This is a genomic window from Leclercia sp. LSNIH3 (assembly GCF_002935105.1).
GTDB lineage: Bacteria > Pseudomonadota > Gammaproteobacteria > Enterobacterales > Enterobacteriaceae > Enterobacter > Enterobacter adecarboxylatus.
The window spans coordinates 606,478-620,568 of the sequence record NZ_CP026387.1 but is presented as its reverse complement, the minus strand read 5'-3'; the positions used below and the strand labels follow the sequence as shown (position 1 = coordinate 620,568).

General features: G+C 56.2%; 12 protein-coding genes, 2 tRNA genes and 4 other RNA genes. 9 read left to right on the top strand and 9 right to left on the bottom strand.

Annotated elements, in window-relative coordinates; genetic code table 11:
- Window positions 1-142: 142 nt before the first annotated feature.
- Window positions 143-1,327 carry a NupC/NupG family nucleoside CNT transporter gene (locus C3F35_RS03120; protein ID WP_032617490.1) on the bottom strand — a complete coding sequence of 395 codons (1,185 nt, stop codon included), beginning with the start codon at window positions 1,325-1,327 and terminating at the stop codon, window positions 143-145.
- Between the two features lie 251 nt (window positions 1,328-1,578).
- Between C3F35_RS03120 and efeU the strand changes: the two genes are divergently transcribed.
- The 4 genes from efeU (at window position 1,579) to phoH (ending at window position 6,284) form a co-directional block, all read left to right on the top strand.
- Window positions 1,579-2,412, top strand: a complete 834-nt coding sequence (gene efeU, locus C3F35_RS03110; protein WP_032617491.1) for an iron uptake transporter permease EfeU — start codon at window positions 1,579-1,581, stop codon at window positions 2,410-2,412.
- A gap of 168 nt (window positions 2,413-2,580) precedes the next feature.
- The gene (efeO, locus tag C3F35_RS03105; RefSeq protein ID WP_077226846.1) at window positions 2,581-3,708 is read left to right on the top strand and encodes an iron uptake system protein EfeO; all 1,128 of its coding nucleotides are present in this window, start codon (window positions 2,581-2,583) and stop codon (window positions 3,706-3,708) included.
- 4 nt (window positions 3,709-3,712) lie between these two features.
- Window positions 3,713-4,996: an iron uptake transporter deferrochelatase/peroxidase subunit gene (efeB, locus tag C3F35_RS03100; RefSeq protein WP_103792951.1), complete on the top strand. Its 1,284-nt coding sequence runs from the start codon at window positions 3,713-3,715 to the stop codon at window positions 4,994-4,996.
- 499 nt (window positions 4,997-5,495) lie between these two features.
- Complete coding sequence (phoH, locus tag C3F35_RS03095) at window positions 5,496-6,284, top strand: phosphate starvation-inducible protein PhoH (RefSeq protein WP_032617494.1); 789 nt, start codon at window positions 5,496-5,498, stop codon at window positions 6,282-6,284.
- Window positions 6,285-6,657: 373 nt separating this feature from the next.
- Here phoH and C3F35_RS03090 read toward each other — a convergent pair.
- The 6 genes from C3F35_RS03090 to C3F35_RS03065 form a co-directional block, all read right to left on the bottom strand.
- A non-coding RNA gene (locus C3F35_RS03090) (RtT sRNA) lies at window positions 6,658-6,796 on the bottom strand.
- 228 nt (window positions 6,797-7,024) lie between these two features.
- Window positions 7,025-7,163: non-coding RNA, RtT sRNA (locus C3F35_RS03085), on the bottom strand.
- A 45-nt stretch (window positions 7,164-7,208) separates the two neighbouring features.
- A non-coding RNA gene (locus C3F35_RS03080) (RtT sRNA) lies at window positions 7,209-7,347 on the bottom strand.
- 45 nt (window positions 7,348-7,392) lie between these two features.
- A tRNA-Ser gene (locus C3F35_RS03075) sits at window positions 7,393-7,480 on the bottom strand.
- 146 nt (window positions 7,481-7,626) lie between these two features.
- Window positions 7,627-8,304 carry an isochorismatase family protein gene (locus tag C3F35_RS03070; protein WP_103792950.1) on the bottom strand — a complete coding sequence of 226 codons (678 nt, stop codon included), beginning with the start codon at window positions 8,302-8,304 and terminating at the stop codon, window positions 7,627-7,629.
- A gap of 20 nt (window positions 8,305-8,324) precedes the next feature.
- The gene (locus C3F35_RS03065) at window positions 8,325-9,185 is read right to left on the bottom strand and encodes a pirin family protein (protein WP_103792949.1); all 861 of its coding nucleotides are present in this window, start codon (window positions 9,183-9,185) and stop codon (window positions 8,325-8,327) included.
- Between the two features lie 110 nt (window positions 9,186-9,295).
- Here C3F35_RS03065 and C3F35_RS03060 point away from each other — a divergent pair, with 110 nt between their 5' ends.
- The gene (locus tag C3F35_RS03060) at window positions 9,296-10,201 is read left to right on the top strand and encodes a LysR family transcriptional regulator (protein WP_032610807.1); all 906 of its coding nucleotides are present in this window, start codon (window positions 9,296-9,298) and stop codon (window positions 10,199-10,201) included.
- A 258-nt stretch (window positions 10,202-10,459) separates the two neighbouring features.
- On the opposite strand, the gene C3F35_RS03055 is transcribed toward C3F35_RS03060, so the two are convergent.
- Window positions 10,460-10,598: non-coding RNA, RtT sRNA (locus tag C3F35_RS03055), on the bottom strand.
- A gap of 228 nt (window positions 10,599-10,826) precedes the next feature.
- A tRNA-Ser gene (locus C3F35_RS03050) sits at window positions 10,827-10,914 on the bottom strand.
- A gap of 228 nt (window positions 10,915-11,142) precedes the next feature.
- Here C3F35_RS03050 and ghrA point away from each other — a divergent pair.
- From ghrA to C3F35_RS03030, 4 genes are all read left to right on the top strand, one after another.
- Entirely contained in the window at window positions 11,143-12,081 is a 939-nt protein-coding gene (gene ghrA, locus C3F35_RS03045) for a glyoxylate/hydroxypyruvate reductase GhrA (RefSeq protein ID WP_103792948.1), read from the top strand.
- Window positions 12,082-12,164: 83 nt separating this feature from the next.
- The gene (locus tag C3F35_RS03040; protein ID WP_103792947.1) at window positions 12,165-12,902 is read left to right on the top strand and encodes a phosphatase; all 738 of its coding nucleotides are present in this window, start codon (window positions 12,165-12,167) and stop codon (window positions 12,900-12,902) included.
- Window positions 12,903-12,922: 20 nt separating this feature from the next.
- Window positions 12,923-13,477, top strand: a complete 555-nt coding sequence (locus C3F35_RS03035; RefSeq protein ID WP_032617497.1) for a TorD/DmsD family molecular chaperone — start codon at window positions 12,923-12,925, stop codon at window positions 13,475-13,477.
- Window positions 13,478-13,573: 96 nt separating this feature from the next.
- Window positions 13,574-14,056, top strand: coding sequence for a DUF1097 domain-containing protein (locus tag C3F35_RS03030; protein WP_206535073.1), 483 nt, complete (start codon window positions 13,574-13,576; stop codon window positions 14,054-14,056).
- Window positions 14,057-14,091: the final 35 nt, after the last annotated feature.

Genomic DNA, 14,091 nt, shown 5'->3' with positions numbered 1-14,091 from the left:
CATAAAGCAGAGGTGCTTTAGTGAACGGAACTTTTCCACTTCACTCATTTAGAAATATCGAATTGCTTAACTGGCTGGCAATAACCCGAGTAGCCGTTTTGCATTGACGTTATTGGCCCGGCAAACATCGCCGGGCAACTAACTACAACACCAATCCCGCAAAGCTCGCCGACAACAGGCTCACCAGGGTGGCGCCGTACACCAGGCGCAGGCCAAAGCGCGACACCACATTGCCCTGTTTCTCGTTCAGCCCTTTAATCGCCCCGGCCACGATGCCGATAGAGGCAAAGTTAGCGAAGGAGACCAGGAACACCGACAGAATTCCCAGCCCGCGCGGGGTCATCTGCGCCGCAATTTTTTGCAGCTCAATCATCGCCACAAACTCGTTCGCCACCAGTTTGGTCGCCATAATGCCGCCCGCGTGCAGGGCATCACTCAGCGGAATGCCTACCAGCCACGCCAGCGGATAGAAGACATAGCCTAAAATCTGCTGGAAGCTTAAACCGAACACGGTAGAGAAGAGGGCGTTAACGGCGCTGATCAGGGCAATAAAACCGATCAGCATCGCCAGAATAATCATCGCCACTTTGAATCCGGCCAGAATATATTCGCCCAGCATCTCAAAGAAGCTCTGAGACTCATGCATCTTCTCAAGCTTAATTTCCGGCTCCGCTTCCGGGCGGGTCGGGTTAATCACCGTGAGAATTATAAAGGTGCTGAACATATTCAGGATCAGCGCCGCGACCACATATTTAGCCTCCAGCATGGTCATATAGGCTCCGACGATCGACAGTGAGACGGTCGACATCGCGGTAGCGGCCATGGTAAACAGACGGCGGGAGGAGAGATCCCCCAACACCCCTTTGTAAGCAATGAAGTTTTCCGACTGGCCCAGCGTCAGGGAGCTGATGGCGTTAAAGGATTCAAGTTTGCCCATGCCGTTTACCTTCGACAGCAGGGTGCCGACGACGCGGATAATCACCGGCAGAATACGCCAGTGTTGCAGAATACCGATCAGCGCAGAAATAAAGATAATCGGGCACAGCACACCGAGGAAAATAAACGCCAGCCCTTTTTCACCCATCCCACCAAATACAAAGTTGGTTCCTTCGGCGGCATATTTCAGTAATGACTCGAAGAAGCCCGAGACGTATTGAATAACAAACAGACCGCTTTCGGCGTGGAGGAAAAAGAACGCCAGCGCAATTTCAATGACAATAAGCTGGATGACATAACGAATGCGAACATGACGGCGGTCAAAACTGACCAGCCAGGCCAGCGCAAGGATTACCACCAGCGCCAGCAGAAAGTGCAGGAATTGATACATAGTTGATTTTCAGCAGATTAATGAGGCGCATATTTAGCCACAGCCTGCTTTAACCGTAAATGAACTTTTGCGTGATAACTTATTCACCTTTTAGTCACTGTGGTGATTATATTTCCCTTATGGGTTTACATCCTGTCATCAAAATGCAGCATATTTCGCTTGTATTTCTTATTGCCGTAATGATAATCACTATCACAAGAATTTACCTTTCTTTGCATCAGTTGACCGTGATAAACATTTAAGGTGTCGGCATGTTTGTTCCATTTCTCATTATGTTACGTGAAGGCCTCGAAGCGGCCCTTATTGTCAGCCTGATCGCCAGCTATCTGAAACGAACCCAGCGTGGTCGCTGGATTGGGGTGATGTGGATTGGCGTCTTCCTGGCGGCCGCCCTCTGTCTCGGTCTGGGGATTGCGATTAACGAAACCACCGGGGAATTCCCGCAAAAAGAGCAGGAGCTGTTTGAAGGCATCGTCGCAGTCATTGCGGTGGTGATCCTCACCTGGATGGTGTTCTGGATGCGCAAAGTGTCGCGTAACGTTAAGGTTCAGCTGGAACAGGCGGTGGATAGCGCCCTCGCAAAGGGCAATCACCACGGCTGGGCATTGATCATGATGGTCTTCTTCGCCGTGGCGCGTGAAGGGCTGGAGTCGGTCTTCTTCCTGCTGGCTGCTTTCCAGCAGGATGTCGGGATCTGGCCGCCGCTCGGCGCGGTACTGGGTCTGGCAACCGCGGTGGTGCTCGGTTTCCTGCTCTACTGGGGTGGGATCCGTCTTAACCTCGGCGTTTTCTTCAAGTGGACCAGCCTGTTTATTCTGCTGGTAGCCGCCGGGCTGGCCGCCGGGGCGATCCGCGCCTTCCATGAGGCGGGCCTGTGGAACCACTTCCAGGATGTGGCGTTCGATCTCAGTAACGTCCTGACCACCCATTCGCTGACCGGCACCCTGCTGGAAGGGATCTTCGGTTATCAGGAGACGCCGAGCGTCAGTGAAGTGGCTGTCTATTTCATCTATCTCATTCCGGCGCTGGCGCTGTTTTTCATGCCATCGCGGCCAGGCACGCAGCCGTCGCATACCGCGTCCTGAAGTGCTTATTATGTCTACAAAATCATGCACGTTGCATCCAGTCGGCAAGGCTGAGGCACCCCAGGCGCTTACTCAGGTAAGTGACTGGGGTGAGCAAACGAAGCCAATGCAGGGGTAGCTTGCAGGGTGACGTGTATAGTTACAACATACTTGTTAAAGGGAAGGGTCATGGCAATTCAATTTCGTCGCAGTGCGTTACAGGCTGGCGTGGCAGCGCTGATTGCGTCTGCCTTCGCTGCACAGGCCGCGGATGTTCCGCAGGTTAAAGTTACCGTCAATGATAAACAGTGTGAGCCGATGACCATCACGGTCAACAGCGGTAAAACCCAGTTCATCATCCAGAACCACAGCCAGAAAGCGCTGGAGTGGGAGATCCTCAAAGGGGTCATGGTGGTGGAAGAGCGTGAGAACATCGCGCCGGGCTTCAGCCAGAAGATGACTGCCAACCTGCAGCCGGGTGAATACGACATGACCTGCGGCCTGCTGACCAACCCGAAAGGCAAGCTGATTGTTAAAGGCGCTGCCACCGCCGACGCCGCCAAAGGCGACGCGCTGCTGAGCCTGGGCGATGCCATCACCGCCTATAAAGCCTACGTGACCAAAGAGACCGCGGATCTGGTTGCCGGCACAAAAGCCTTTACCGACGCCGTGAAAGCAGGCGATATCGAAAAAGCTAAATCGCTGTACGCGCCAACCCGCCAGCACTACGAGCGCATCGAGCCTATCGCCGAGCTGTTCTCTGACCTGGATGGCAGCATCGATGCCCGTGAGGATGACTACGAGCAGAAAGCCGCCGATCCGAAATTCACCGGTTTCCACCGCCTGGAGAAAGCGCTGTTTGGCGATAACTCAACCAAAGGGATGGAGCAATACGCGGAGCAGTTGAACAGCGACGTGCTGGAGCTGCAAAAACGCATCAGCGAGCTGGCCTTCCCGCCGTCAAAAGTCGTGGGTGGCGCGGCTGGGCTGATTGAAGAAGTGGCCGCCAGCAAAATCAGCGGGGAAGAAGATCGCTACAGCCATACCGACCTGTGGGACTTCCAGGCGAACGTCGAAGGTGCCCAGAAGATCGTTGACCTGCTGCGTCCACAGCTGCAAAAAGATAACAGCGCTCTGCTGGCGAAAGTGGATGCCAACTTTAAGAAGGTCACCACTATTCTGGCGAAATACCGCACCAAAGACGGGTTTGAAACCTACGACAAGCTGACCGATGCTGACCGTAATGCCCTGAAAGGGCCGATCACCACCCTGGCGGAAGATCTGGCTCAGCTGCGTGGCGTACTGGGTCTGGACTAAGTAGATGAACAAGCATGACGAGTACGACGTGGCTGAACCTTCACGACGTCGGTTGTTAAAAGGGGTAGGGGCGCTTGGCGGCGCTCTCGCCCTGGCGGGTGGTTGCCCGGTGGCGCATGCGGCAAAACCGCAGAGTGCCCCGGGCACGCTCTCCCCGGATGCGTGGATGGAGACGCAGCCGTTTTACGGTCAGCATCAGGCGGGGATCTTAACCCCGCAGCAGGCGTCGATGATGCTGGTGGCCTTTGATGTACTGGCCAGCGACAAAAGCGAACTGGAACGTCTGTTCCGCCTTCTGACGCAGCGCATTGCATTTTTGACCACCGGCGGCCCGGCGCCCGATACGCAGAACCCGCGTCTGCCGCCGATGGACTCGGGGATCCTGGGTGCCTATATTGCCCCGGATAACCTGACCATGACGGTATCGCTGGGGGCCTCGCTGTTTGACGATCGCTTTGGTCTCGCCGCGCAAAAACCCAAATCGTTGCAGAAGATGGTGCGTTTCCCGAATGACTCCCTGGATGCGGCCCTGTGCCACGGCGATCTGCTGATCCAGATCTGCGCCAACACTCAGGATACGGTGATTCACGCGCTGCGCGATTTGATTAAACACACCCCGGATCTGCTGAGTGTACGCTGGAAGCGGGAAGGATTTATCTCTGACCACGCCGCGCGCAGCAAAGGCAAAGAGACGCCGGTGAATCTGCTCGGCTTTAAGGATGGCACCGCCAACCCGAACAGCCAGGATGCGCCCCTGATGGACAAAGTGGTGTGGGTAACGGCCGACCAGAGTGAACCGGCCTGGACGGTGGGCGGCAGCTATCAGGCGGTGCGCATTATCCAGTTCCACGTTGAGTTCTGGGACCGCACGCCGCTCAAGGAGCAGCAGACCATTTTTGGCCGCGACAAACACAGCGGCGCGCCGTTGGGGATGAAAAACGAGCACGACGTGCCGGATTACGCCAGCGATCCTGACGGCGAGACCATTGCGCTCGACAGCCATATCCGCCTCGCTAACCCACGCACAAAGGAGACCGAGTCCAACCTGATGATGCGCCGGGGGTACAGCTACTCGCTGGGGGTGACTAACTCTGGCCAGTTGGATATGGGCCTGCTGTTTGTCTGCTACCAGCACGATCTGGAGCAGGGCTTTTTGACCGTGCAGAAGCGCCTGAACGGCGAAGCGCTGGAGGAGTACGTTAAGCCGGTTGGCGGGGGCTATTTCTTTGCTCTGCCAGGCGTGCGCGATAAAAACGGCTGGCTTGCGCAGGGGCTGCTCGAAGCCTGAATCCCGTCCCGCTTACCCCATAAGCGGGACCTATTTTTATGTTCCGCTAAACTCTTGTTATAATTCTGTAATATTCCCATAGCAGACTAACTAACGCTGTCAGGCGAATCTTAAAAGTTGCACTCAGGTAAAAATAATGTTGCATTCATGCTAAATCCTGATGTACTTACATTAAGAAAGCGGTAAACCTTACAGTGATCATGAATCGCTCTGGAGATCGCGAATGGTTGGGTCCTCAACTGGACAAGGTAAAGGCAACAAACGCAGCACCCGGCGCGGAGGTTCACACTCCGGCAGCGATCTCTTCACCGAAAAATTCTCCCCCTCCCCAGTAAATCCTGATTTTTCCGATCCACCGAATGGTGAGCATAGCGATTCGGTTGGGTCATTTAACCAAGCAAGCTATGGCTTAGAAGGAAGCCAACCCTCAGATGTTTGTTCGCATAATCGTACCGATGCCGGTACGAGTGATGAATACCAACAACTCAAGGTGCTATCCATGGGAAGACAAAAAGCAGTGATCAAAGCTCGTCGTGAAGCAAAACGTGTGCTGAGACGGGATTCACGTAGCCATAAACAGCGTGAAGAAGAGTCGGTCACCTCGCTTGTGCAGATGAGTGGCGTTGAAGCAATTGGCATGGCGCGGGACAGCCGGGATATGGCGCCAATTGTTGCACGCAATGACGCTCAGGCGCAGTACCTGAATGCTATTGAGAGAAAGTCGCTGATTTTCGCCACCGGTGAAGCCGGTTGCGGGAAAACCTGGATAAGTGCAGCCAAAGCGGCAGAGGCTCTGATTCATAAAGACGTCGATAAGATCATTGTCACTCGCCCGGTATTGCAGGCCGATGAAGATCTCGGCTTCTTGCCCGGTGATATTTCGGAGAAATTTGCGCCATATTTCCGGCCCGTTTATGACGTGCTGGTGAAGCGTTTGGGCGCATCTTTTATGCAGTACTGCCTGCGACCAGAAATTGGCAAGGTAGAAATTGCGCCGTTCGCCTATATGCGCGGACGTACATTTGAAAATGCAGTTGTGATTCTCGACGAGGCTCAGAACGTAACTGCTGCGCAAATGAAGATGTTTTTGACGCGCCTCGGGGAAAACGTGACGGTGATCGTGAACGGGGATATCACCCAGTGCGACCTGCCGGCCGGCGTAAAATCGGGTCTGAGCGATGCGTTGGCACGTTTCGTTGAGGATGAGATGGTAGGGATAGTACAGTTTACGAAAGATGACTGTGTGCGTTCGGCGCTCTGTCAGCGAACACTGAACGCCTACTATTGAGTCTGTTGCTGTGTGCAAAGCCCGGGAAACCGGGCTTTGTTGTTTGTGCGGGGCAGATGCCTGATGGCGCTGCGCTTTGTTTCTTCTCTGCTGGGGGAGGAGAATCCCCACAAAAATATTGGCACGGTCGGCCCCCTCTCCATTCAGGGAGAGGGCGGGGGTGAGGGGCCCAGAGCGCACGGAGTGACAGTTGGCTCCGGGAGGGATGGACTTGCTGCGCTCGCCCTGCGGGTAGCCTGTTCACTGCGTTCATGGTCTGTCCAACTGGCGACAGCCAGTTGTCGAACACTTGGTCGGGGGAGCTCATTCCTCCCGCAGGCGTGCTACATGCGAAAAAAAGCCCGCATTTTCATGCGGGCTCTCATCTTAAATATGGCGGTGAGGGAGGGATTGACTCGCTTCGCTCGCCCTACGGGCAGCCCCCTCACTGCGTTCGCGGTCTGTCCAACTGGCTGTCGCCCGTTGTCGAACCCTCAGTCGAGGGTTCTCATCCCTCCCTTTCGGGAGAATATAAACGAAAAAAGCCCGTACTTTCGTACGAGCTCTCATCTTGAATATGGCGGTGAGGGAGGGATGGACTCGCTGCGCTCGCCCTACGGGCAGCCTGTTCGCTACGCGCTCAGGCTGTCCAACTGGCTGCGCCAGTTGTCGAACCCTCAGTCGAGGGTTCTCATCACTCCCGCAGGCGTGCTACATGCGAAAAAAAAGCCCGCATTTTCATGCGAGCTCTTCATTAAATATGGCGGTGAGGGAGGGATGGACTCGCTGCGCTCGCCCTGCGGGCAGCCTGTTCGCTGCGCGCTCAGGCTGTCCAACTGGCTGTCGCCAGTTGTCGAACCCTCAGTCGAGGGTTCTCATCCCTCCCTTTCGGGAGAATATAAACGAAAAAAGCCCGTACTTTCGTACGAGCTCTTTTCTTGAATATGGCGGTGAGGGAGGGATTGACTCGCTTCGCTCGCCCTGCGGGCAGCCTGTTCGCTACGCGCTCAGGCTGTCCAACTGGCTATCGCCCGTTGTCGAACCCTCAGTCGAGGGTTCTCATCCCTCCCTTTCGGGAGAATATAAACGAAAAAAGCCCGTACTTTCGTACGAGCTCTCATCTTAAATATGGCGGTGAGGGAGGGATTCGAACCCTCGATACGTTGCCGTATACACACTTTCCAGGCGTGCTCCTTCAGCCACTCGGACACCTCACCATATTGTTTTGCTGCCTTTCCTCTCGGGGGCAACGGGGCGCTACTATAGGGAGTCAGGCTAAATCGGTCAAGCAGATTTTCTGCATTAATGCGCGTTCGGTTAAGCAATAATCAGCTCCACGGGTTTCAGACCATGGAGCGAACCATTAACGCTGTGAATCGAGCGCTTCGCTGTTCTTCACCACCTCTTGCGCCTTGCCGTAGCTTTCCATGAGCAACTGATATGCCGGGAAAATGTGCGTGTAGACTTCCGCCCACTGGGCGGCATCCTCACGATTCCAGGTGCGCTGGATCTCAGAGGCCACGGCTGCGGTATCCATGGGCACAACGCCTGCCTGTACCACACGCGCCAGGGTGATCTCCTGCGCCATTTTGCTGTAGGTACCTGAAGCGTCAATCACGGCAAAGACTTTATAGCCGTCAGCTACCGCGCTGATCGACGGGAAGGCCATGCAGACGCTGGTGATGGTGCCAGCAATAATCAGCGTCTTGCGCCCGGTCGCCTTCACGGCTGCCACGAACTCCGGGTTGTTCCAGGCGTTGATCTCGCCTTTGCGCGCCACGTACTGCGCATGCGGGGCATTAGCGTGGATCTCCGGGATCAGCGGGCCGTTTGGCCCTTGCGGTACGGAGGCGGTGGTGATCACCGGGATATTCGCCAGACTGGCAATTTTGGCCAGCGCCGCGGCGCGGGCGCGCAGCTCCGGCATTGGCATGTCACCAACGGTCTGGAACAGCCCGCTCTGGTGGTCGATCAGAAGCATCACAGCATCATTCACATCAATAACTGGACGCGCACCGCTAAAGTTAGCTGGGGTCGACATGGTTCTCTCCTTTATTACGTTCAGATCTGGCCGAAGCGGCCGGAATTGAAATCGCGAATAGCTTCTGCAATTTCGGTTTTACTGTTCATCACGAACGGGCCGTAGCCGACGATGGGTTCATTCAGGGGTTCTCCGGCCATCATCAGCACTTTGGCGTCGCTGCTGGCCTCCAGATGCAGCTTCTCGCCTTCCTGACTCAGCACGACAAGCTGCGCTTCACCCGCCTGGGCGGAGCCGTTCACCGTCACGCTGCCTTCCAGCACAACCAGCGCCGTGCTCCAGCCTTCAGGCTGAGTGAGCGTCAGAAGGCTGCCCTGACGCAGGGTGATATCCCAGAGGTTCAGCGGAGAGTGAGTCTGCGCCGGGCCGGTGACCTCCTCGTAACGTCCGGCGATCACCCGCAGTTCACCGCTGTCATCGGATAATGTCAGCACCGGGATCTGGCTTTTGGTGATGCTCTGGTAGCCCGGCGTCGCCATCTTGTCTTTGGCGGGCAGATTGACCCACAGCTGCATCATTTTTAGCTCGCCACCCTGCTGTGCAAAGGCGCTGGAGTGGAACTCCTCATGCAGAATGCCGGAGCCAGCTGTCATCCACTGCACATCGCCCGGGCCAATTACGCCGCCTTTACCTGTCGAGTCGCGGTGTTCCACCTCGCCGGAATAGACGATCGTGACCGTCTCAAAGCCGCGGTGGGGATGCTCGCCCACGCCGCGTTTTGCTCCATCTGGCGGGAAGCTGTACGGCCCGGCGTAGTCCAGCAGTAAAAACGGGCTAAGGGGCTCGCCGTGGGTCTGGTAAGAAAACATCGAACGCACCGGGAAACCGTCGCCAACCCAGTGCTGGCGGGGTGCGGTATAAATACCTGTTACGTTTTTCATCCTCTTCTCCTGATGTTCTGTCGATGTAATTAGCTTATATTCAGGCTTAATATCCCGGTAGACGGTGAAAATGACATGCACTGTTCCTGATATGGAACTATGAGGGCGTTATGCAGGATCTGAATGATTTCGTGTGGTTTGTGAAAGTGGTGGATCACGGTGGCTTCGCGGCGGCGGGCCGGGCGCTGGATCAGCCTAAATCGAAACTGAGCCGTCGGATTGCGCAGCTTGAGACGCGGCTCGGCGTGCGCTTGATCCAGCGTACCACCCGTCAGTTTACGGTCACGGAGGTGGGGCATACCTTCTATCAGCACTGTAAGGCGATGCTGGTAGAAGCCGAAGCGGCAGAAGAGGCCGTTGCGGCATTGCAGGCGGAACCCCGCGGCGTGGTCAGGATTACCTGTCCGGTAACGCTCCTGCATGTGCATGTCGGACCGATGCTGGCGAGGTTTATGGCGCGCTATCCCGGTATTAATCTGCAGCTGGAGGCGACCAACCGGCGGGTGGATCTGGTGGCCGAGGGGATTGATGTGGCGATCCGCGTTCGCCCGCGTCCGTTTGACGACAGCGATCTGGTTTTGCGGGTGCTGGCCGACAGAGGCCATTGTCTGGTGGCGGCACCGCAGCTGCTTACCCGGCTGGGAACGCCGCGTGCGCCGTCTGAACTGAGCGCCTGGCCCGGCCTGAGCATGGGGGAGGGGAAACAAGTTCATAAGTGGGCGCTGAGCGGGCCGGAAGGGGCCAAAGCGGAGATCCATTTTCAACCGCGTCTGATCACCACCGACATGCTGGCACTGCGAGAGGCCGCCATGGCTGGGGTGGGTCTTGTGCAGTTGCCGATTTTGATGGTCAAGGAGCAGCTGGCGTCCGGGGAGTTAGTTAAAGTGCTTGAGGCATGGGAGCCGCGCAGGGAGGTTATTCATGCGGTCTATCCTTCCCGGCGTGGGTTGTTACCTTCGGTGAGAACGCTGGTGGATTTTTTGACTGAGGAATATGCGAGGATGGTGGAGGAGTGAGGCCTGGTGGCGCTTTGTTCCCTCTCCCTTGGGCAAAGGTTTAGGGTGAGGGGCCCAGACCGCACGGTGTCGCATTAAGCACCGGGAGGGATTGACTCGCTGCGCTCGCCCTGCGGGCAGCCTGTTCGCTGCGCGCTCAGGCTGTCCAACTGGCTGTCGCCAGTTGTCGAACCCTCAGTCGAGGGTTCTCATCCCTCCCGCAGGCGTGCTACATGCGAAAAAAAAGCCCGCATTTTCATGCGAGCTCTTCTTCAAATATGGCGGTGAGGGAGGGATGGACTCGCTGCGCTCGCCCTTCGGGCAGTCCACTCACTGCGTTCGCGGTCTGTCCAACTGGCTGTCGCCCGTTGTCGAACCCTCAGTCGAGGGTTCTCATCCCTCCCTTTCGGGAGAATATAAACGAAAAAAGCCCGTACTTTCGTACGAGCTCTCATCTTGAATATGGCGGTGAGGGAGGGATGGACTCGCTGCGCTCGCCCTACGGGCAGCCTGTTCGCTACGCGCTCAGGCTGTCCAACTGGCTGCGCCAGTTGTCGAACCCTCAGTCGAGGGTTCTCATCACTCCCGCAGGCGTGCTACATGCGAAAAAAAAGCCCGCATTTTCATGCGAGCTCTTCTTTAAATATGGCGGTGAGGGAGGGATTCGAACCCTCGATACGTTGCCGTATACACACTTTCCAGGCGTGCTCCTTCAGCCACTCGGACACCTCACCATATTGTTATCCCGTTGTTGCTGGGACGGGCGCTAATGTAAGGAAAAGCCTTACGGACGTCAATCAACTTTTTCAGTAAATTAGCGCGTTGAGACAAACTTCAACCAACCTGATTTCTTAATGTGCTGAAAGTGCCTCTTTTATCTACAACGACCAAGGGCACAAATTTTGTTATGCTGCGATGCAGTTGAAAATGAACGTAAAACAGCGCAACAGAAGGCAATCGCAATGGACATCATTTTTTACCACCCGACATTTGATAACGCTTACTGGATAAAAACGCTTTCGGCGGCGCTGCCGGGCGCACGGGTTCGTGAGTGGAAACGTGGCGATAACGACCCGGCGGATTATGCCCTGGTGTGGCATCCTCCGGTAGAAATGCTGCAAGGGCGTAAACTGAAAGCGGTCTTCGCCCTGGGAGCGGGGGTAGATTCGATCCTCAGCAAGCTCAAGGCGCACCCGGAGATGCTGGCAGAATCCATTCCTCTGTTTCGTCTTGAAGATACGGGGATGGGGCAGCAGATGCAGGAGTACGCCACCAGTCAGGTACTGCACTGGTTCCGCCGGTTTGACGACTATCAGGCGTTAAAACAGCAGGCGCGCTGGGAGCCGCTGGCCGATTATCAGCGTGAAGATTTCACCATCGGTATCCTCGGGGCAGGGGTGCTGGGGTCGAAGGTGGCCGAGGCGCTGGCACCCTGGGGCTTCCCGCTGCGCTGCTGGAGCCGGACGCGCAAAGACTATCCGGGTGTCACCAGTTTTGCCGGTATGGATGAACTGCCGCAATTTTTACAGGGCACGCGCGTGCTAATTAACCTTCTGCCGAACACGGCGGAGACCGTGGGGATTATCAATAGCAGCCTGCTGAATCAGCTGGCGGATAATAGCTACCTGATGAATCTTGCCCGCGGCGTTCATGTGGTGGAGGCCGATCTGCTGGCGGCGCTGGAGCGCGGCAAACTCAAAGGCGCAATGCTCGATGTCTACAGTAAAGAGCCGCTGCCCGCTGACAATCCTTTATGGGCGCACCCGCGGGTGGCGATGACGCCGCACGTGGCGGCAGTAACGCGTCCGGCCGAAGCCGTGGCTTATATCGCGCGCACCATCACTCAGCTGGAAAAAGGCGAGCCGGTCACCGGGCAGGTCGACAGGCAGCGCGGTTACTGAGTCAAACCCGGCCATCGCCGGGTTTTTGCTAATAAACGCCTGGGATAACTGCTATCCTTTGGGAAACACGAGAGGAGAGAACGATGTACCCCGTTGACCTGCATATGCATACCGTTGCCAGTACTCACGCCTACAGCAATCTTCATGACTACATCACCCAGGCAAAGCTAAAGAACATTAAACTCTTTGCGATCACCGATCATGGCCCGGATATGGCAGATGCTCCGCACTACTGGCACTTTGTGAATATGCGTATCTGGCCGCGGGTGGTGGATGGCGTAGGGATCCTGCGCGGCATTGAGGCCAACATCAAAAACACCCATGGTGAGATTGACTGTACCGGCCCGATGCTGACCTCGCTGGATCTGATCCTTGCCGGTTTTCATGAGCCAGTATTTGCTCCGCAGGACAAAGCCACCAATACCGAGGCAATGATTGCTACCATCGCCAGCGGCAACGTGCATATCATCAGCCATCCGGGTAACCCGAAATACCCTATCGACATTCAGGCTGTCGCCCGGGCGGCGGCTGAGCATTCCGTGGCGCTGGAGATCAACAACTCTTCGTTTATTCACTCCCGCAAAGGCAGTGAAGACAACTGCCGTGAAGTCGCGGCTGCGGTGCGTGACGCCGGTGGCTACGTGGCGCTGGGTTCTGATTCCCACACCGCCTTTACGCTGGGTGATTTTAGCGAGTGCCTTAAGATCCTCGATGCGGTGGGCTTCCCTGAAGAGCGCATTCTGAACGTAACGCCTCGTCGTTTACTTGATTTTCTGGCGTCGCGTGGCATGGCGCCAATCCCCGAATTTGCTGAATTTTAACTGTGTAATGGACTAAATAAATGAACGAGTTTTCCATCCTCTGTCGCGTACTGGGTTCCCTTTATTATCGCCAGCCGCAGGATCCGCTGCTGGTGCCGCTGTTTACCCTGGTCCGCGAAGGCAAGCTGGCCGAAAGCTGGCCACTTGAGCAGGATGAGCTGCTGCAACGTCTGCAAAACAGCTGCGACATGCAGCAGATTTCAGCTGATTACAACGCGCTCTTTGTTGGCGAAGAGTGTCGCGTGTCGCCTTATCGCTCCGCCTGGGAAGAGGGCGCAACCGAAGCCGAAGTGCGTGCGTTTCTCTCTTCACGCGGTATGCCGCTGACCGATACCCCAGCCGACCATATCGGCACACTGTTGCTGGCGGCCTCCTGGATTGAAGACCACGCGGCAGAAGACGAAAACGAGGCGCTGGAAACCCTTTTCGGTGAGTATATTTTACCCTGGTGCGGGGCGTTTCTCGGCAAGGTCGAGGCCCATGCCACCTCGCCATTCTGGCGCACCATGGCACCGCTGACCCGTGACGCCATTGCCGCTATGTGGGACGAACTGCAGGAAGAGAACGAAGAGTGATCTGGATCACTTTCTGAGTGTAACAGCAAATCTCAATTTGCATATTTTGTGTTCCTGATCTCATTTCATGGCCGCGTATCTGCTAAGATGCGCGCCATGAACATACTACTTTCTATTGCAATCACGACAGGCATCCTCTCCGGGATATGGGGTTGGGTTGCCGTCTCCCTCGGACTCCTGAGCTGGGCGGGCTTTCTGGGCTGTACAGCCTATTTCGCCTGCCCGCAGGGTGGCGTAAAGGGGCTGTTTATCTCTGCATGTACGCTGATGAGCGGCGTAGCGTGGGCGATGATCATCATCCACGGCAGCGCGCTGGCGCCCCATCTGGAGATCGTCGGCTACGTCATGACCGGCGTGGTGGCGTTTTTGATGTGCATCCAGGCAAAGCATCTTCTGCTGTCGTTTGTGCCTGGCACCTTTATGGGTGCCTGCGCCACTTTTGCAGGGCAGGGTGACTGGCGGCTGGTGGTGCCTTCGCTGGCGTTAGGGCTGGTGTTTGGCTATGCCATGAAAAACAGCGGACTGTGGCTGGCGGCGCGCAGAGACAGCGCGCGAAACGTCACGGCGTTAAGCAAATAAAAAAGGCGAGACCAGGGTCTCGCCTTTTTAATGCG